16 protein-coding genes and 1 other RNA gene are annotated in these 17,350 nt (G+C 64.6%); 10 read left to right on the top strand and 7 right to left on the bottom strand.

Annotation, left to right across the window (positions count from 1 at the left end):
• Positions 1-1,223, bottom strand: a 1,223-nt coding sequence (locus ACK5L9_RS14305; RefSeq protein WP_416912140.1) for a hypothetical protein, incomplete at its 3' end; no start/stop codon positions are given.
• A gap of 131 nt (positions 1,224-1,354) precedes the next feature.
• Between ACK5L9_RS14305 and ACK5L9_RS14300 the strand changes: the two genes are divergently transcribed.
• Genes ACK5L9_RS14300 through ACK5L9_RS14285 form a run of 4 tightly spaced genes read left to right on the top strand, consistent with a single transcriptional unit; the run spans position 1,355 to position 4,556 of the window.
• Positions 1,355-2,119 (top strand): glucose 1-dehydrogenase, encoded by a 765-nt coding sequence (locus tag ACK5L9_RS14300; RefSeq protein WP_416912139.1) that lies wholly within the window; start codon positions 1,355-1,357, stop codon positions 2,117-2,119.
• Positions 2,116-2,544: a PaaI family thioesterase gene (locus ACK5L9_RS14295; protein ID WP_416912138.1), complete on the top strand. Its 429-nt coding sequence runs from the start codon at positions 2,116-2,118 to the stop codon at positions 2,542-2,544. The genes ACK5L9_RS14300 and ACK5L9_RS14295 overlap by 4 nt, the downstream gene beginning before the upstream one ends.
• Positions 2,545-2,556: 12 nt before the next feature.
• Positions 2,557-3,351 (top strand): enoyl-CoA hydratase-related protein, encoded by a 795-nt coding sequence (locus ACK5L9_RS14290; RefSeq protein ID WP_416912137.1) that lies wholly within the window; start codon positions 2,557-2,559, stop codon positions 3,349-3,351.
• A 2-nt stretch (positions 3,352-3,353) separates the two neighbouring features.
• Entirely contained in the window at positions 3,354-4,556 is a 1,203-nt protein-coding gene (locus tag ACK5L9_RS14285; protein WP_416912136.1) for an acetyl-CoA hydrolase/transferase C-terminal domain-containing protein, read from the top strand.
• 33 nt (positions 4,557-4,589) lie between these two features.
• Here ACK5L9_RS14285 and ssrA read toward each other — a convergent pair.
• Positions 4,590-4,944: a transfer-messenger RNA gene (ssrA, locus tag ACK5L9_RS14280) on the bottom strand.
• Positions 4,945-5,017: 73 nt separating this feature from the next.
• Between ssrA and murB the strand changes: the two genes are divergently transcribed.
• The 3 genes from murB (at position 5,018) to ACK5L9_RS14265 (ending at position 8,717) form a co-directional block, all read left to right on the top strand.
• A complete protein-coding gene (murB, locus tag ACK5L9_RS14275) occupies positions 5,018-5,959 on the top strand; it encodes a UDP-N-acetylmuramate dehydrogenase (RefSeq protein ID WP_416912135.1) in 942 nt (313 codons plus the stop codon).
• 69 nt (positions 5,960-6,028) lie between these two features.
• Entirely contained in the window at positions 6,029-6,850 is an 822-nt protein-coding gene (locus ACK5L9_RS14270; RefSeq protein WP_416912134.1) for a TIGR00282 family metallophosphoesterase, read from the top strand.
• Positions 6,851-6,938: 88 nt separating this feature from the next.
• Positions 6,939-8,717: an SLC13 family permease gene (locus ACK5L9_RS14265; RefSeq protein ID WP_416912133.1), complete on the top strand. Its 1,779-nt coding sequence runs from the start codon at positions 6,939-6,941 to the stop codon at positions 8,715-8,717.
• Here ACK5L9_RS14265 and ACK5L9_RS14260 read toward each other — a convergent pair.
• From ACK5L9_RS14260 to argH, 4 genes are all read right to left on the bottom strand, one after another.
• Complete coding sequence (locus ACK5L9_RS14260) at positions 8,714-9,622, bottom strand: LysR family transcriptional regulator (RefSeq protein ID WP_416912132.1); 909 nt, start codon at positions 9,620-9,622, stop codon at positions 8,714-8,716. The two genes, ACK5L9_RS14265 and ACK5L9_RS14260, sit on opposite strands and share 4 nt — an antisense overlap.
• Before the next feature lie 216 nt (positions 9,623-9,838).
• Positions 9,839-11,485: a DNA repair protein RecN gene (gene recN / locus ACK5L9_RS14255; protein WP_416912131.1), complete on the bottom strand. Its 1,647-nt coding sequence runs from the start codon at positions 11,483-11,485 to the stop codon at positions 9,839-9,841.
• 38 nt (positions 11,486-11,523) lie between these two features.
• Entirely contained in the window at positions 11,524-12,342 is an 819-nt protein-coding gene (locus tag ACK5L9_RS14250) for an outer membrane protein assembly factor BamD (RefSeq protein WP_416912130.1), read from the bottom strand.
• 195 nt (positions 12,343-12,537) lie between these two features.
• Positions 12,538-13,950: an argininosuccinate lyase gene (gene argH, locus ACK5L9_RS14245; protein WP_416912129.1), complete on the bottom strand. Its 1,413-nt coding sequence runs from the start codon at positions 13,948-13,950 to the stop codon at positions 12,538-12,540.
• A gap of 23 nt (positions 13,951-13,973) precedes the next feature.
• Between argH and ACK5L9_RS14240 the strand changes: the two genes are divergently transcribed.
• Positions 13,974-14,522 (top strand): TlpA family protein disulfide reductase, encoded by a 549-nt coding sequence (locus ACK5L9_RS14240; RefSeq protein WP_416912128.1) that lies wholly within the window; start codon positions 13,974-13,976, stop codon positions 14,520-14,522.
• Here the strand turns inward: ACK5L9_RS14240 and ACK5L9_RS14235 are convergent.
• Positions 14,497-15,072: a DNA-3-methyladenine glycosylase I gene (locus tag ACK5L9_RS14235; RefSeq protein ID WP_416912127.1), complete on the bottom strand. Its 576-nt coding sequence runs from the start codon at positions 15,070-15,072 to the stop codon at positions 14,497-14,499. The genes ACK5L9_RS14240 and ACK5L9_RS14235 overlap by 26 nt on opposite strands.
• A gap of 145 nt (positions 15,073-15,217) precedes the next feature.
• Here ACK5L9_RS14235 and ACK5L9_RS14230 point away from each other — a divergent pair, with 145 nt between their 5' ends.
• Both ACK5L9_RS14230 and ACK5L9_RS14225 read left to right on the top strand, forming a co-directional pair.
• Positions 15,218-15,988, top strand: coding sequence for an EAL domain-containing protein (locus tag ACK5L9_RS14230; protein ID WP_416912126.1), 771 nt, complete (start codon positions 15,218-15,220; stop codon positions 15,986-15,988).
• A gap of 137 nt (positions 15,989-16,125) precedes the next feature.
• A complete protein-coding gene (locus tag ACK5L9_RS14225) occupies positions 16,126-17,298 on the top strand; it encodes an acetyl-CoA C-acetyltransferase (protein ID WP_416912125.1) in 1,173 nt (390 codons plus the stop codon).
• Positions 17,299-17,350 lie beyond the last annotated feature (52 nt).

The raw sequence follows: 17,350 nt of genomic DNA, 5'->3' as shown, positions 1-17,350 counted from the left end.
TCGGGGGTGAAATTCAGCCGGTCTGCGGTGATCGAAGCCACCTGCGCAGGAACGTCGCGCAGGACGATGTCGTCGTAATCCTCGGGACCGGTCGCGTCGGGGCGAACGGGGATCGGCGTCTTTGGGAACTGCGCATTGCCGCCCCGGTCGCGCCCTCCGACAAAGCCATGCATATCGCGCCCGTGCCGCAGCAGGGTCGAAGCCGAAACCTTCTGGTTGACCTCGGCGCGCGGGCCCCAGTCCAGCGACAGCATGCCGGTCAGGTTCAGGAACCGTGCATAGTTGTCCAGAACCGCCCCCTGTGCCAGCGCCTGCGTGGCCCCGCCATCACCCTTGCCGGTCGCCTCCAGCACCAGCACATCGGCCCCGTTGCCGAACCCCGCCAGCAGGATCCTTGCGCCCGGTCCGGCCCGGTCCAGCGCCAGCGCCAGCCCGAATAACGGCATCGCCGCCCCCAGATCGCCAGCCTGAGCGGCGATTTCTTCGGACAGGTTTGGCGCGGTCAGACCAAGCACCTTTGCCACCGCGCGCCATGTTCCGGGCACCGGCTCGGGCACCACGGCCAGCGCGATGTCGCCGCCGCCCAGCCCCGCATCCTCCAGCGCCGCGCGAATTGCGGGAACATAGACCCGCGCCACCGCCTCGTCCCGGACAAAGCGATCCTCGGCGGGATAGGGCAGGCCGCGTTCTGCGGTGGTGTTGATGTCCAGCAGATCGGCATGCAGCGTCGCAGCGCCCAGCAGGCACGCCAGTCCCGGCCCCTTGCCCGTCAGCGCCGCCGCTGCTCCGTCGCCCCAACCCAGATGCTGCGCACTACCAGGCGCGGCGGGGCGTTTTTCCGCCGCCGTGACCAGCGCCGCCTCGCCACCCCGCAGCGCGCGCAGCAGTGCCGTCACCGCAGCGCGACGGCTGCCCGCCACATCCTGCGTCATCAGCGCCGGCGGCAGATGCAGCGCATCGACCACGATTCCCGCCTGCGAACGGTCGGTGAACGGTGCCGAGGTCGAGGCAAAGACCACCGCCTCGGGCGGGTCATCGGCCAGCGCCCCGCGCGCCGCCTCGACCGCCATCGTCACCGGATCCTCGTCCCATCCGGCCACCGCGCGCCTCCCCCGGCCCGAGCCGCCAAGCCCGGACCAGTGCAACGCATCCCGTGCGGCCCTCCGATCGAACCGCAGCAGCGGCAGATAGCCCGCCACCGATTTCAGACTTGTCCCGGTCATATCGCCATGCCTCCCTCGGGTCAGGGCAAGAAATACCTTGCAAGCATACCATACGCAAGCATATTAATTAAGAACCAGATGTTTTCACGACCTGCGCATCAGCGCCCGAGCACGGGGAAAGGGAAGGCAACATGCTTGATCTGAAGGGAAAAATGGCCATCGTGACTGGTGGCGGACAGGGAATCGGCAAGGCGATTACGCTGCGTCTGGCAGCCGAAGGCTGCAAGGTCGCAGTGTTCGATCTGAAGCCCGAAACCGCCGAACAGACCGCCGCCGAGGCGAAATCCGCAGGCGGCGAGGTCCGGGTCTATGGGGTCGATGTCGCCGACCGCGCCGCTGTCGAGGCCGCCGTTCAGGCCGCCGAATCGGATCTTGGCCCGACATGGCTGCTGGTCAACAATGCCGGCTGGGACAAGCCCGCGCCGTTCCTGTCAACCGACAGCGATCTGTGGGACAAGATCATTGCCATCAATCTGAACGGCCCGCTGAACACCCACAAGGCGGTGCTGCCGGGCATGGTGGAACGCGGTGGCGGGCGCGTGGTCAATATCGCCTCGGATGCCGCACGCGTCGGCACCGCGACCGAGGCCGTCTATTCCGCCTGCAAGGGCGGCATGATCTCGTTCACGAAATCCATCGCGCGGGAACTGGCGCGGTCGGGCGTGCTGCTGAACACGGTCTGCCCCGGCCCGACCAACACGCCGATGATGCAGCAGGTGTTGGGCACGGGCGAACAGGCGGTCAAGTGGAAGGACGCAATGCTGCGCGGCATTCCCCTGCGCCGCATGGGCGAACCCGAGGATTACGCAGGCATCGTCGCCTTCCTCGCCTCGTCTGATGCGGGGTTCATCACCGGGCAGGCGATATCGGTCTCGGGCGGGATGAACATGGTATGACCAATGGCGACGACGCGCCCGAAGGCTTTGCCCCGCTGGCGAACGCAACCGAGGGCGAAAGATTCAACGGCCCCTATTACATCCGCAGCGACCCACAGGGCGCGACGCTTGGCTTTCGCTGCAAGGCGCGGCATCTGAACGCTGCGGGCAGTTGCCATGGCGGGCTGCTGGCGGTTTTCGCCGACATGCTGGGCTATGGCATCAGGGTGGGCGACCATTCGGGTGCCGCGCCGACCATTACCCTGTCGCTGGATTTTCTTGCCCCCGTCCATCCGGGCGACTGGGTCGAGGCGCGGCCGGAAATCACCCGCGACACCCGCTCGCTGACCTTCTTTCAGGCATTGATCCGCGTCGGGGGGCAGCCAGTGGCGCGCTGCAACGGCATTTACAAGAAACGCAATTCCGGCCACCGCGCCGCTGAGTGAGGAGAAAGACCGATGTCCACGCTTCCCAAATTCACCGACATCCTGTACGAGGTGAAAGGCCGCGCCGCCTGGATCACCATCAACCGCGAAAAGGTCTATAACGCTTTCCGGGGGCAGACCCTGGAGGAAATGATCCTGGCGCTGAACCTGGCGGCCAATGACGCGCAGGTCGCCTCGGTCGTGCTGACCGGCGCGGGGGAAAAAGCCTTTTGCACCGGCGGCGACCAATCCGCGCATGATGGCAATTACGACGGGCGCGGCGTGGTCGGCCTGCCCATCGACGAATTGCAGGGCCTGATCCGCGACATCCCCAAGCCTGTGATCGCGCGCGTGAACGGCTTTGCCATTGGTGGCGGCAATGTGCTGGTGACGCTGTGCGATCTGGCCATAGCGGCGGATTCGGCGAAAATGGGGCAGGTCGGCCCAAAGGTCGGCAGCTTTGACGCTGGATGGGGCACCGCCCTGCTGGCCCGCATCGTGGGCGAGAAAAAGGCCCGCGAGATCTGGTTCCTCAACGACATGTACTCTGCCGCCGAGGCCGAGGCGATGGGCCTGATCAACAAGGCCGTCCCGATGCAGGAACTTGACGCGGCCATCACCCGCTGGACCGACACGCTGGCCGAACGCTCGCCCACGGCACTGGCCTTTCTGAAACGGTCCTTTAACGCCGACAGCGATAATATCAGGGGGATCAGCAACATGGCGCTGCACGCGGTCAAGCTGTATTACGCCACCTCCGAATCGCAAGAGGGCGTCAGCGCCTTCAACGAAAAGCGTAAACCCGATTTCTACAAATTCGCCGGCTGACAATGCCTGCGCGGATCTCTTCTGCCGGGCTGGACCGGGTGCTGCCAAAGCGCGGCCTTGTCTGGATCAGTGGATGTTCGGGCGAATCGGACGCGTTCCGCGACGGGCTGGCGGGGCTGTCGCGCCCTGGCCTGACCTTCGTGTCGGTCCTTGTGCCCGGCCTCAACCGCCCCTCGTACCTGCTGGAGACCGGGGCGCGGGTCGTCACCTTCTTCATGCTGCCCGAGCTGGCGGGCGCGGCACCGGTCAAATTCCTGCCGCTGCCCTATCGCGAGATCGGGCTGTGGCTGACCCGCAACCCGCCATCGGCCGCGCTGATCATGGTTTCGGCCCCCGACAGGGACGGAAGGTGCAGCCTTGGCGCGGTCACGGATTTCGCCGCCGATATCCTGACGGGATGCGACACGATCATCGCCCATGTGAACCCCCGCATGCCCGCGACGCGCGGCACACCGGGGATCGCGTTCGACCGCCTGTCCGCCGTGATCGAGGCCCCGCAGGATCTGCGCAGTCAGGATCCCGGCAGCGATCCCGTGGCCGAAGCCATCGCGCGGAACGCCGCCGCGCTGATCCCCGACGGGGTGACGCTTCAGGCCGGAATCGGGCGCGTACCGGAAGCCGTGCTGCGCGGGCTGACGGGCAAGCGCGGGCTGGCCATCCATTCGGGCCTGATCGGCGATTCGACCCTGCATCTGCTGCGGGCGGGTGCGCTGCGCGCCGACAATCCCGTCACCGCCGGGGTCGCCATTGGCACAAGCACGCTTTACGACGCAATTTCGGCGCCGGATTTCACTTTCCGCCCGCCATCCTTCACGCATGACCTGGCGGTGCTGGCGGGTATCGACCGCCTTGTGACCATCAATTCAGCTACCGAGCTTGATCTGGACGGGCAGGTTCATGCCGAGGCCACGCCGAAAGGCCCGTTCTCGGGGCCCGGCGGAGCCTCGGATTTCGCCGCAGGGGCGCGCGGCACCGGAGGGTTGCGCATCATCGCACTGCCCGCAACCGCCGCACGGGGCACAGTCTCGCGCATCGTGCGGGCGCGGGATGCCTGCGGCCCTGTCTCGCTGGGGCGGTTCGACACTGACGTCGTCATCACCGAACACGGTGCGGCTGACCTGCGCTGCCTGTCCCCCAAGGCCCGCCGCGCCGCCCTGACCGCCATCGCCGCCCCGGAACACCGCGCAGCGCTGTCCGGCCCCTGAAGCGCCGCGAATTTGCTTTGAATATGGGGGAAAGGTGCAGGATTCTGTTGCAAGGCTCCTGCGGGCCCCGCCTTACGCTGCTAGGCGCAAGGAGTTAGGTTTCGGTTACCCGAGCTGCTTACGCAGCCAGAGCGACCGGAGCACGGTTGTCGTTGGCAACTGTACAATTCGCACCGATAACGGTGGTAGCTCACCGGGACAAAGCTAACCCCTTTAGACGTTCGTCGATCCTGTTTCGGCCCCCTGTTCCCCCAACGAGGGTGATCTGGTGGAGCCGCCGGGTACCGCCCCCGGGTCCGATCCGCTTATGACGAGCGCGTTTATGTCCATAGCCCGGATCGCTCCGGACCCTGCCAATATAGGCGCGCGGCGGCGGCGCTGCAAGCGGCGCATGCGCGGGCGGGCGCAGGTGTCCATGCACGGGTGTTGACGGGCTCTGCCGGGCTGGCTACCAGCGGCGCATGAGCTTTGACATTCCCACGCCCCGAGGGACGCTGACGGCGGACCGCCCCCTTGACAGCCTGACCTGGCTGCGCGTCGGAGGGCCTGCCGACTGGCTGTTTCAACCCGCCGATCCCGAGGATCTGGCGACGTTTCTGGCCGCGCTGGATCCTGGCGTTCCGGTTTTTCCCATGGGCGTCGGCAGCAATCTGATCGTGCGCGATGGCGGCATTCGCGGTGTCGTGATCCGGCTGGGGCGCGGCTTCAACGGGATCGAGGTTCAGGGCGATACGGTTATTGCGGGGGCGGCGGCGCTGGACGCGCATGTGGCCCGGCGGGCGGCGGATGCGGGTCTTGACCTGACCTTTCTGCGCACCATTCCGGGCAGTATCGGCGGGGCGATCCGCATGAATGCCGGCTGTTATGGCAGCTATACCGCCGATCACCTGATCGAGGCGCAGGCGGTCACGCGCGACGGTCGGCAGGTCGTGCTTGGCCCGCAGGAATTTCGCTTTGCCTATCGCCATTCCGAATTGCCTGATGGCTGGGTGCTGACCGGCGCGACATTCCGCGCCGAACGCGGCGATCCCGATGTATTGCACGCCCGCATGGCGCAGCAATTGGCCAAACGCGACGAAACCCAGCCGACGAAAGACCGCAGCGCCGGTTCGACCTTTCGCAACCCGGCAGGATTCAGCTCTACGGGGCGCGAGGATGACACCCATGAACTGAAGGCCTGGTCGCTGATCGATCAGGCCGGGCTGCGCGGACATAGCTGGGGCGGGGCGCAAATGTCGGAAAAGCATCCGAACTTCCTGCTGAACACCGGCGCGGCCACTGCGGCCGAGCTTGAGGCCCTGGGCGAACTGGTCCGCCGCCGGGTCATGGAAACCAGCGGCCACGACCTGCAATGGGAAGTGATCCGCATCGGCGAGCCTTTGGCCCCGCCGGATCAGCCATAGTAATGGCCCGCATTCCGCGACAGGCACAAGCTGGTTGAGTACCGGCGGGATTTGGCCTATCGCTCAGACATGAAAATACTGTTTCTTGGCGATGTGATGGGCCGGTCCGGTCGGCGGGCCATCAGCGAGGATCTGGCCGGGCTGCGGGCGCGGCTGAAGGCCGATTTTGTCATCGTGAACGGCGAAAATGCCAGCGGCGGGCGGGGAATCACGGCGGGCCATGCGCAATTGCTGCTGCAATCGGGCGCGGATGTCCTGACACTGGGCGATCATGCCTTCGATCAGAAGGACATGCTGGCCTTTATCGACAAGGAACCCCGGATCATCCGCCCGCTGAACTATGCCAGAGAAGCACCGGGGCGCGGCGCGGGCGTCTTTGCCGACCAGCGCGGGCGCAAGGTACTGGTGACGCAGGCGCTTGGGCAGGTGTTCATGTCGCGGCCCTATGACGACCCGTTCTCGGCGCTGGATGCGGTGCTGCGCGCGCATCCGCCGGGCGGGATGGTGCAGGCGGCAATTGTCGATATCCATGCCGAAGCCACCAGCGAAAAGACAGCTACCGGACATTTCTGCGACGGCCGGGCCAGCCTTGTCGTCGGCACACATACCCATGTGCCCACCGCCGACGCCCAGATCCTGCCACGCGGCACTGGCTATCTGACCGATGCCGGCATGTGCGGCGATTATGACAGTGTCATCGGCATGGACAAGGTCGAGCCCCTGCGCCGCTTTGTCACCGGCATGGTCCGCGACCGTTTCTCGCCCGCCGAGGGCGAGGCAACGCTGGCTGGCGTGCTGGTCGAAACCGATGACCGGACCGGGCTGGCGAAGCGGATTGAACCCGTTCGCCATGGCGGGCGTTTGTCCCGGACCCACGGGGACAGCGCCTGAGTTCCGCGCTTTCTTTCCTTGCGAAGCCCGGCATGTTCGACGCAGAATGATGCCGATTGATCCAAACCGCCGTTGACGAGAGCTCTGAATGTTCGGAATTGAACTCACCGGAACGGTGGCGGCCATCGCCACGATCTTCATTATCGCGGGCATGCTGACCCTGTTCGTCCGCGAAACCTATCCCCCCGAGGTGACGGCGGTTCTGGGTGCCGTGGTGCTGCTGGTGCTGGGGATTCTGGATCCCGCCCATATCTCGGGGGTGCTGTCGAACCCGGCACCCTGGACCATCGCCTTCATGTTCATCATCGTCGGCGGGCTGGTCCGTACCGGCGCGCTGGACTGGATCGGCCAGAGGGCGGCACGCCATGCCGGCGACCATCCGGCGGTGACGCTTGGGATGATCTCGGTCGTGGTCTGTGTCATGTCGGCCTTTGTGAACAACACGCCGCTGGTCGTGGTCATGATGCCCATCTTCATGCAGCTAGCCAAAGAGATGGGCAAATCCCCCTCAAAACTGCTGATCCCGCTGTCCTATCTGTCGATCCTTGGCGGCACCATGACGATGATCGGCACCTCGACCAACCTGCTGGTGGACGGGGTGGCACGATCTTCGGGGATGACGCCCTTCACGATCTTTGAAATCACCCCGGTCGGTCTGCCTATGGCCATCGTCGGCATCACCTATCTGCTGCTGGTCGCGCCCAGGCTGCTGCCCGACCGGGATTCGATGTCGCAACTGATGTCCGGGCGCACCAAGATGAAGTTCTTCACCGAGGTCGCCATCCCCGAAGAATCGTCGCTGATCGGCAAGGCGCTGGACGAGATCGACATCTTTACCCGCGACACCGCCCGCGTGATCGACGTGCTGCGCGGCGATGCCAGCCTGCGGCGCGATCTGGCCCCGGTGCGGCTTGAGGCGGGCGATCGCGTCGTCCTGCGCACCCCCATGTCCGAGGTTCTGGGCCTTCAGGGCCACAAGGATCTGCGCATGGTGGACAAGCTGTCCTCGGTCCAGACATCGACGGTCGAGGTGCTGATCACGCCGGGCTGCCACATGGTCGGGCGCAGCATCGGCTCGATGCGACTGCGGCGGCGATACGGCGTCTATGTGCTGGCCGCGCATCGCAAGAACCAGAATATCGGTCGCCAGCTTGACGATCTGGTCGTGCGCGTGGGCGATACGCTGTTACTGGAAGGCGCCCCGGCGGATATTCAGCGGTTGGCCAGCGACATGGACATGGTCGAGGTCAACGCCCCCTCGGACCGCGCCTTTCGCCGCAATCACGCGCCCATCGTCGTGGCGACTCTGGTGGCGGTGGTACTGCTGTCGGCTTTCGAAGTCGCGCCGATCCTGCTGCTGGCCTTTATCGGCGTGGCGGTGGTGCTGGGGACGCGCTGCATCGACGCGGACGAGGCGCTAAGCTTTGTCGATGGCCGACTGATGGCGCTGATCTTTGCCATGCTGGCGGTGGGGGCCGGGCTGGAGAATTCCGGCGCGGTCGAACTGGTGGTACGGGTCATTGCCCCATTCCTGGCCGAGGTGCCGCATTGGGGACTGGTGCTGGCCGTTTATCTGCTGGCCATGGCGCTGACCGAGACGGTGACGAACAATGCTGTCGCCGTCATCGTCACGCCGGTCGCCATTTCGCTGGGGCATCAGCTTGGCGTCGATCCGCGCCCGCTGGTCATCGCGGTAATGATGGGGGCCTCGGCCAGCTTTGCAACGCCTATCGGCTATCAGACGAACACGCTGGTCTATGGTCCCGGCGGTTATCGGTTTACCGATTTCATCCGTGTCGGCCTGCCTCTGAACGTGCTGATGGCACTGACCGCCTCTGCCGTCATTCCGCTGGTCTGGCCGCTTTAACCGGCGGGCCGCTGCGCCCGCGCCTGCATCAGGACAAAGCGCATCAGGTCGCGCGCGGCGGGGGTGGGTGCCTCGCCCCGACGGCTGAGCTGCGCGACATTGAACCTGGGCAGCGGATCCTGTACCGGGATGCGCACCAGCCCGAATTGTCGGGCATAGGTTTGCAGGATCGGTTCCGACAGGAAGGTGATCCCGTCGCAGCGCACGATCAGCTCCAGCAAGGTCGCCAGCGAATGACAGCGGGTCAGCGACATCCCTGCCCCGGCCAGAACGCCTTGCCCGACCTCGTGAAACAGATTGCTCGGCCCTTCGGCGGGACCGTGGATGAACCAGTTGACCCCGGCCAGATCCGACATGCGTCGCGCCCCGCGCAGGGGATGAGCCTTGTGGGTCACAAGCACGACCTGCAATTCGAACAGCGGCTCGACCAGAATCGCATCGTCGATCCGCCCGGTGGGAACCGGACCGACAACCATATCCAGCAACCCCTCGCGCAACTGGATCAGCGAATCGGGATAAAGCGAGTTCATCACATCCACCTGCACCCCCGGCCAGTCACGGCGGAACCGGACCAGCGCGCCGGGCAGCAGGGTCGTCCCCGCCACCGGAGAAACGCCGATTCGCACGGTTCCAAGCTGCTTGCCGCGCAACTGGTTGGCCTCATCCTCCAGCCGCCCAAGCGCCGCGATGACCGACAGCGCGCGGTCATGGATCCGTTCGCCCGCGCTGGTCAGGGTGACGCCGCTGGGGCTGCGCTCGAATATGGCGAGACCGATCTTTTCCTCAAACTGGGCGATGGCACGGGTCAGGGCCGGCTGGCTTTTGTGCAACCGGTCCGCCGCCTTGCGAAAACTGCCCGCCCGCGTGACCGCGATAACGGCCCTCAAATGCAGGATTTTGGTCACATCGCCCCCCATGCGTCCGATTGGCCTGTCATACCGGCTTTAGCCAGACAACATGATCATTTTAAGCGTGCCTGGCTATAACCCGAGTTTCAACAAACGCGCCGACACCAGAGCGATGACCGAAAAGGCCGGACACAGCCCTGAATACCTTCTGCGGGCATAGTCCGGACCGCGCTCATCCGGTGCCTTGCCGCCTGAGGCGCTGGTGGGGTGGTGTCAGCCCTCCAGCAAGGCGCGCGCGGCTTCGGTTGCGGCGGGGGTGATGCGGTCGCCCGACAGCATGCGGGCGATTTCGGCGATCCGCTGATCGGCCTCAAGCGCCCCGACCGAAGTGGTCGTCATCCCACCGGCCACCGATTTCGCGACCCGGAAATGCTGCGTACCAAGCGCCGCAACCTGTGGCGAATGGGTCACGACCAATACCTGGGCATCCCCCGCCAGCCGTTGCAGCCGCCGCCCCACCGCAGCCGCCGTCGCCCCGCCCACGCCCCGGTCGATTTCATCGAAGATCAGCACCAACGCGTCATTGCCACGCGCCAGACAGACCTTGAGCGCCAGCAGAAACCGCGACAATTCCCCGCCCGAGGCAATCTTGTCCAGCGGACCGGCCGGCGCGCCGGGATTCGTCGCCACCGAAAATGCCACGGCATCCTGACCTTCGGGACCGGCAGGGGCACCGGTCACTTCGGTTCGGAACAGCGCGCGCTCCATCTTCAGCGGCGCAAGTTCGGCCATCACCGCACCGTCCAGCCGCTCTGCCGCCTCGCGCCGCGCCGCCGTGACCGTGTCAGCGGCAGCGGCATAGGCGGCATCGGCGCGGGTCATGGCACGGGTCAGCCCCGCCAAAGCCTCACCGCCCGCGTCGATCCGGGTCAAACGCGCGCGCAGGTCATCGGCAAGCCCGGCCAGATCGTCGGCCAGAACCTCGTGCTTTCGGGCCAGCGCTCGCAGCGCAAACAGCCGTTCCTCGGCCTGCTCAAGCGCGGCGGGATCGAAATCCAGCCCTGCCAGCGCGTCCTCGACCCCCCGATGCGCGTCGCCCAGTTCGATCAACGCACGCGACAGCGCCCCGATGGGCGCGTCCAGCCGGCCCTCGGCCTTGTCCGCCGCGCCCTCAAGCCAGCGGTTCGCGTCCAGCATCGCGCCCTCGGCCCCGTCCGGGCCCAGCATCTGCAAGGCGCGGGCCACATCCTCGCGGATGCGTACGGCCGCCTGCATGGCGCGGCGGCTGGTGTCCAGCGCCGCCTCTTCGCCGGGCTGCGGGTCAAGCGCGTCCAGTTCGGCAACGGCGTGGCGCAGGAACTCCTCTTCCTTGCGGGCGGCCTCCATCGCGGCCTCGGCCTCGGCCAGTTCCCGCCGCGCCTCGCGCCGCATCGCCCATGCCTGCCGCAGTACGGTCAGGTCGATGGCGGCAAAGGCATCCAGCAGGGCGCGGTGGCCACGAGGGTTCAGCAACCCACGGTCATCGTGCTGGCCGTGCAATTCGACCAGGCAGCCCGACAATTGCCGCAAGACCTCGCCCGAGACGCGCCGGTCATTGACCCAGCCGGTCTTGCGCCTGTCGCCGCCATTCACCCGGCGCAGGATCAGTTCGTCTTCGTCGGTATCAATCCCCGCCTCGGCCAGAACATCATGCGCGGGATGACCCGGCGGCAGATCGAACACCGCCGTCACCTCGCCCTGCGCGGCCCCCTGCCGGACCAGATCGGCACGTCCGCGCCAGCCCAGAACGAAACCCAGACAATCCAGCAGGATCGACTTGCCCGCCCCCGTCTCGCCGGTCAGCACGTTCAGCCCCGGCGCAAAGCCAAGCCTCAACCGATCGATCAGCAACATGTCGCGAATTTCCAGCGATCTTAACATGGCGGCGCACCGGCCCCCCGGCCACTAACGGATGCGGATCACATCCACTGTCCCTGAACCATCTGACGATAGACATTGGTCAGCCAACTGTCACCACGCGCCTCGGGGGCAAGCCCCTGGCCACGCAACTGGGCATAGGCGTCCAGATAGAATGGCGAGGACTGAAAATTATGGCCCAGAATCGCGCCCGCCGTCTGGGCCTGATCGGTCAGCCCAAGCGCCAGATAGGCCTCGACCAGACGCAGCAGCGCCTCGGGGGTCTGGCTGGTGGTCTGATATTCCTCGACCACGACCCGGAACCGGTTGATCGCCGAGGTATAATGCCCGCGCTTCAGATAGAAACGCCCGATCTCCATTTCCTTGCCGGCCAGATGGTCGAAGGCCAGATCGAATTTCAGAATCGCGCTGCGGGCATATTCAGTGTCGGGATATTGTTCGATCACCTGCCGCAGCGATTGCAACGCCTGAAAGGTCAGGCCCTGATCGCGCCCGACCTCGTCGATCTGGTCGTAATAGGACAGGGCCAGCAGATATTGCGCATAAGCTGCATCTTCGTCGCCCGGATAGGTATCGACAAACCGCTGCGCGGCACCCCGTGCCTCTTCATAGTCACGGGCCTTGTGATAGCCATAGGCCTGCATGATCAACGCGCGCTTGGCCCATTCGGAATAGGGATAGAGCCGTTCGATCTCGGAAAAATAAAAGACCGCGTCTTCGGGCTTGTTGGTATTTTCCAGCTCGTATTCGCCGCGCTTGTAGATTTCCTCGGCGGTATAGCGGTCCAGATTACGCTTCTGGCTTTGCGACAACCCGCCCGAGCATCCGGCCAAAGCCATCCCTGCCAGTGCAGCAGCCATAATCGTAGCCGATATTTTCGAGCGCGCCATATTCATCCTGCCCTGCGATTCTGCTGTGCTGCCAACCCCGAAGGTGTGCGTTGCCGGGTTCTGTTAGCACAGAACATCAGGGGGCGCAAAATGGCAATCTGTTGAATTTCACCCGCGATTCGCCAGCCCCCGGCTACCTTGGCACAGGGCGGGACCAGTGCCGCCTCAGCCCTGCGCCAGCGCCTGTCTCCAACGGGCGATCTGCGCGCGCACCTGGGCGGGCGCGGTTCCGCCATAGCTTTGCCGCGAAGCGACCGAATTATGGACGCCCAGAACCGAATAGACCGACTGATCGATCGCGGCATTGACCGCCTGCATCTCGGCCAGCGACAGCTTGTCCAGATCACATGCCTTCCTTTCGGCCAGCGCCACCAGCGCACCAGTGGCGTGATGTGCGTCGCGGAAGGGCAGACCGGCCTCGCGGACCAGCCAGTCGGCCAGATCGGTCGCGGTGGAAAAACCCGCCGAGGCCGCAGCCTCCAGCCGGTCGCGACTGGCGGTCAGATCGGACAACATCCCCGCCATCGCGGCAAGCGCCAACATCAGGTTGTCGGCCGCGTCAAAGACCTGTTCCTTGTCCTCTTGCATGTCCTTGGAATAGGCCAGAGGCAGCCCCTTCATCACCGTGAACAGCGCAACGGTCGCGCCAAGGATTCGACCGATCTTGGCGCGGATCAGCTCGGCCGCGTCGGGATTGCGCTTTTGCGGCATGATCGACGACCCGGTGGACCATTTGTCCGACATCGACACAAAGCGGAACTGCGCCGAGGACCAGATCACCAGCTCTTCCGCCAGCCGCGACAGATGGACGGCGCAGATCGAGGCAGCCGACAGGAATTCCAGCGCGAAATCGCGATCGCTGACGGCATCCAGACTGTTGGCCATGGGGCGATCGAAATCCAGCGCCTTCGCGGTTGCGCTGCGGTCGATGGGATAGCCCGTCCCGGCCAGCGCCGCCGCGCCAAGGGGTGATTCGTTCATCCGGCGGCGCGCGTCCTGAAAGCGCGACAGATCGCGGCCGAACATCTCGACATAGGCCATCATGTGATGGCCCCATGTAACCGGCTGGGCGGTTTGCAGATGGGTAAAGCCCGGCATCACCCAATCCGCCCCGGCCTCGGCCTGCCCAAGCGCCGCGCCGATCAGCGCCGTCAGCCCGGCAATCGCCGCATCGCATTGATCGCGCACCCACAGCCGGAAATCGGTCGCCACCTGATCATTGCGCGACCGGCCCGTATGCAAGCGGCCCGCAGGCTCTCCGATGATGTCCTTCAGCCGCGCCTCGACATTCATGTGAATATCCTCAAGCGCGGTGCTGAACGGACAATCCCCTGCCTCGATCTCTGACAAGACCGTGAGAAGCCCTTCCCCGATGGCCCTGGCGTCGCTATCGGTGATGATGCCTGGTGCGGCCAGCATGGCGGCATGGGCCCGGCTGCCCCGGATATCCTGGGCGTAAAGCCGCCGGTCGAAGCTGATCGAGGCGTTGATCGCCTCCATGATCGCGTCGGGGCCGGCGGCGAAGCGTCCGCCCCACATGCTGTTGGCGGCGTCCTGGGTCTGGGGCCGGTCGGTCATTCAAAACGTCCTTCGGAGGTCAAATGCTGCGTTCTGCCCTGCTTTATACGGCACTGGTTATCGGTGCAAACACCGCCTTCGCGGGACAGGTGGACTGGCAGGCCGCGCATGATGCCGGTCTGGTCAAGCTGGTCCCGTCGCAGGACGCGCCACCGCTGCCCGAAACCGGTTTTGCCGACCGCGATGGAGGCATGCACAGCTTTGCCGATTATCGTGGCAAGGTCGTGCTGGTGAATTTCTGGGCGACATGGTGCGCCCCCTGCCGCGAGGAAATGCCCTCGCTGGACGCCTTGCAGACTGAAATGGGCGGCGAGGATTTTCAGGTCGTGACCATCGCGACCGGCCGCAACCCGCCCGAGAAAATAGATAAGTTTTTCGATGAAACCGGCGTAAAAAGCCTGCCCGTTCTGCTTGATCCAAAGCAGAAGCTTGCCCGGTCGATGGGTATTCTCGGCCTGCCGGTCAGCGTGCTGATCGACCGCGACGGGGTCGAGGTCGCGCGCCTGCCGGGCGATGCGGACTGGTCCGGCGAGGCCGCGAAACAGGTTATCCGTCAGTTGATGGCAGACTGAGTTCGGCATGCCTCGGGCAGTCGGTCATGTGATCATTGACCATGCCCGTGGCCTGCATGAACGCATAGGTAATTACCGGGCCACAAAAGTTGAAACCCTTTTTTTTCAGCGCCTTGGACATCAGGGTCGATATCTCGGTAGAGGCTGGCACCTCGGCCATGCTGGCAAAGCGGTTCTGGATCGGGTTGCCGCCGACAAAGGACCACAGCCACGGGGCAAAGCCCTGTTTTTCTTCGATTTCCAGAAACAGCCGCGCGCCCTTGACGGTCGAGGCGATCTTGCCGCGATGGCGGATAATGCCGGGATTCTCCAGTGCCTGCTGGATCCGCGCCTCGTCCCAGCGGGCAACTTTTTCGGGATCAAACCCTTCAAATTCCTGGCGAAATTCTTCGCGCTTGCGCAGGATGGTGATCCAGCTCAGCCCCGCCTGGAACCCGTCCAGCACCAGTTTTTCCCACAGCGCACGTGAATCATGTTCGGGCACGCCCCATTCGGTGTCGTGATATTCGACATACAGCGGATCGGTCCCGCACCAGATGCATCGCGCCATGTTCTGTTAACCTTAAGTTGAAAAAAACGCTGCTTGTTCACGCGAAATTAGGCAATCATGGGCAGAGTGCACGAAACCCTGACTGAATACGAGGCCCGATGTGAGCGACGGCAGCCCAACCAGTGGCTCTCCACTGGACTATGCAATGACCCAGAAAACCCTGATCACCCTGCCCGCCGTGCGCGCGGCGGTCGAACGGGGCAGCGGTATTCTGGCCTATCAGCCCATCGTCCAGGCCGAGCGAACGTCCCGCCCGGCCTTTTACGAGGGGTTGATCCGAATCATCGATGACACCGGCCGGATCGTTCCGCTGAAGGATTTCATGCCCGCTGCGGAAACCAAGGAACTTGGCCGCCAGATCGACTGCCTGTCGCTGTCACTGGGCCTTCAGGCATTGTCCGAGGATCCGACGCTGCGGCTGTCGGTGAACATGTCGGCGCGCTCGATCGGTTATCCCGAATGGATCCGCACGTTGCGGCATGGCGTTTCGAATGATCCTCATGTGGGCGAAAGGCTGATTCTTGAAATCACCGAAAGCTCGGCCATGGGCATGCCGGATCAGGTCAAGGAATTCATGCGCGAGGTGCAGCGTTATGGCGTCAGCCTTGCGCTGGACGATTTCGGGGCGGGTTATACCTCGTTCCGCTATCTGCGTGATTTCTGTTTCGACATGATCAAGATCGACGGTCAGTTCATCCGCGAGATCGCCGAACATCCCGACAACCAGGTGCTGACCCGCGCGCTGCAATCCATCGCGCATCATTTCGACATGTTCACCGTCGCCGAATCGGTCGAAACGGCAGATGACGCTGCGTTCCTGATCGACATGGGGATCGATTGCCTGCAAGGATACTATTTCGGTGCCCCGACCATCGCGCCGCCATGGAAAAGCCCGCCGTCGGTTGCCATGCGCTGACTGGCCCCCGGATCGTCCTATCCGTAATTCCGCGCTGTCTGCGGAATTGCCGCAGGTGATCCGCTTGACGTTGCCACGTTAACCCGCATTCTTGTCCCGACCTGCCCAAGCTTCAGGACAAAGGGAGACCCTAATAAATGAGCAAAGCTGTCATCGTATCCGCCGCCCGCACCCCGGTCGGCAGTTTTCTGGGGTCATTTGCGAATGTGCCCGCCCATGATCTCGGCGCCGCCGTCCTGAAAGAGGTCGTCGCACGTGCCGGAATCGACCCCGCCGAGGTCAGCGAAACCATCCTCGGACAGGTTCTGACCACTGCGCAGGGGCAGAACCCGGCCCGTCAGTCGCATGTGAATGCCGGCCTGCCGAAGGAATCGTCGGCCTGGACCATCAATCAGGTCTGCGGCTCGGGGCTGCGGGCCGTGGCGCTGGCCGCGCAGCAGGTTCTGCTGGGCGATGCCACCATCGTTCTGGCCGGCGGTCAGGAAAGCATGTCGCTGTCGCCGCACGCGGCCTATCTGCGGGCCGGGCAGAAAATGGGCGATATGAAGATGCTGGACACCATGATCCTGGACGGGTTGTGGGACGCGTTCAACAATTACCACATGGGTCAGACCGCCGAAAACGTCGCGAACCAGTGGCAGATCAGCCGCGACATGCAGGATGAATTAGCCGTCGGGTCGCAGAACAAGGCCGAGGCCGCGCAGAAGGCAGGTCGGTTCGACGACGAGATCATGGCCTATACGGTCAAGACGCGCAAAGGCGACATCGTCGTGGACAAGGACGAATATGTCCGCCACGGCGCAACCATCGAGGCGATGCAGAAACTGCGCCCCGCCTTTACCAAGGATGGCAGCGTTACGGCCGCCAACGCCTCGGGGTTGAATGACGGTGCCGCCGCCGTGATGGTCATGACCGAGGATGAGGCGAATCGCCGCGGCCTGACCCCGCTGGCGCGAATCGCCTCTTATGCCACGGCCGGCCTGGACCCGGCGATCATGGGCACCGGCCCGATTCCCGCCAGCCGCAAGGCGCTGGAAAAGGCTGGCTGGAAGGTCGGCGATCTGGATCTGGTCGAGGCGAACGAGGCTTTCGCCGCCCAGGCCTGTGCGGTGAACAAGGACATGGGCTGGGATCCGGCCATCGTGAACGTGAATGGCGGCGCCATCGCCATCGGCCACCCCATTGGCGCATCGGGCTGCCGCATCCTGAACACCCTTCTGTTCGAGATGAAGCGACGCGACGCGAAAAAGGGTCTTGCGACGCTGTGCATCGGCGGTGGCATGGGCGTTGCCCTGTGTGTCGAACGCTGAACGAAAAATCCTGCGCGCAATGATCTTGCGCGCAGGGACGTCGTTCGGTAGC

Origin of the sequence: Paracoccus sp. (in: a-proteobacteria), assembly GCF_047973135.1 — a bacterium.
Taxonomy (GTDB): Bacteria; Pseudomonadota; Alphaproteobacteria; order Rhodobacterales; family Rhodobacteraceae; genus Paracoccus.
Note: the sequence above shows the minus strand (reverse complement) of the source record. Positions and strands in the feature narration are given on the sequence as shown.

What these genes read in the sequence shown, in the direction of transcription:
- ACK5L9_RS14300 (WP_416912139.1), top strand. Translation starts at nt 1,355, where the DNA reads ATGCTTGATCTGAAGGGAAAAATGGCCATCGTGACTGGTGGCGGACAG.
- ACK5L9_RS14295 (WP_416912138.1), top strand. Translation starts at nt 2,116, where the DNA reads ATGACCAATGGCGACGACGCGCCCGAAGGCTTTGCCCCGCTGGCGAAC.
- ACK5L9_RS14290 (WP_416912137.1), top strand. Translation starts at nt 2,557, where the DNA reads ATGTCCACGCTTCCCAAATTCACCGACATCCTGTACGAGGTGAAAGGC.
- ACK5L9_RS14285 (WP_416912136.1), top strand. Translation starts at nt 3,354, where the DNA reads ATGCCTGCGCGGATCTCTTCTGCCGGGCTGGACCGGGTGCTGCCAAAG.
- murB (WP_416912135.1), top strand. Translation starts at nt 5,018, where the DNA reads ATGAGCTTTGACATTCCCACGCCCCGAGGGACGCTGACGGCGGACCGC.
- ACK5L9_RS14270 (WP_416912134.1), top strand. Translation starts at nt 6,029, where the DNA reads ATGAAAATACTGTTTCTTGGCGATGTGATGGGCCGGTCCGGTCGGCGG.
- ACK5L9_RS14265 (WP_416912133.1), top strand. Translation starts at nt 6,939, where the DNA reads ATGTTCGGAATTGAACTCACCGGAACGGTGGCGGCCATCGCCACGATC.
- recN (WP_416912131.1), bottom strand. Translation starts at nt 11,485, where the DNA reads ATGTTAAGATCGCTGGAAATTCGCGACATGTTGCTGATCGATCGGTTG.
- ACK5L9_RS14250 (WP_416912130.1), bottom strand. Translation starts at nt 12,342, where the DNA reads ATGGCTGCTGCACTGGCAGGGATGGCTTTGGCCGGATGCTCGGGCGGG.
- argH (WP_416912129.1), bottom strand. Translation starts at nt 13,950, where the DNA reads ATGACCGACCGGCCCCAGACCCAGGACGCCGCCAACAGCATGTGGGGC.
- ACK5L9_RS14240 (WP_416912128.1), top strand. Translation starts at nt 13,974, where the DNA reads ATGCTGCGTTCTGCCCTGCTTTATACGGCACTGGTTATCGGTGCAAAC.
- ACK5L9_RS14235 (WP_416912127.1), bottom strand. Translation starts at nt 15,072, where the DNA reads ATGGCGCGATGCATCTGGTGCGGGACCGATCCGCTGTATGTCGAATAT.
- ACK5L9_RS14230 (WP_416912126.1), top strand. Translation starts at nt 15,218, where the DNA reads ATGACCCAGAAAACCCTGATCACCCTGCCCGCCGTGCGCGCGGCGGTC.
- ACK5L9_RS14225 (WP_416912125.1), top strand. Translation starts at nt 16,126, where the DNA reads ATGAGCAAAGCTGTCATCGTATCCGCCGCCCGCACCCCGGTCGGCAGT.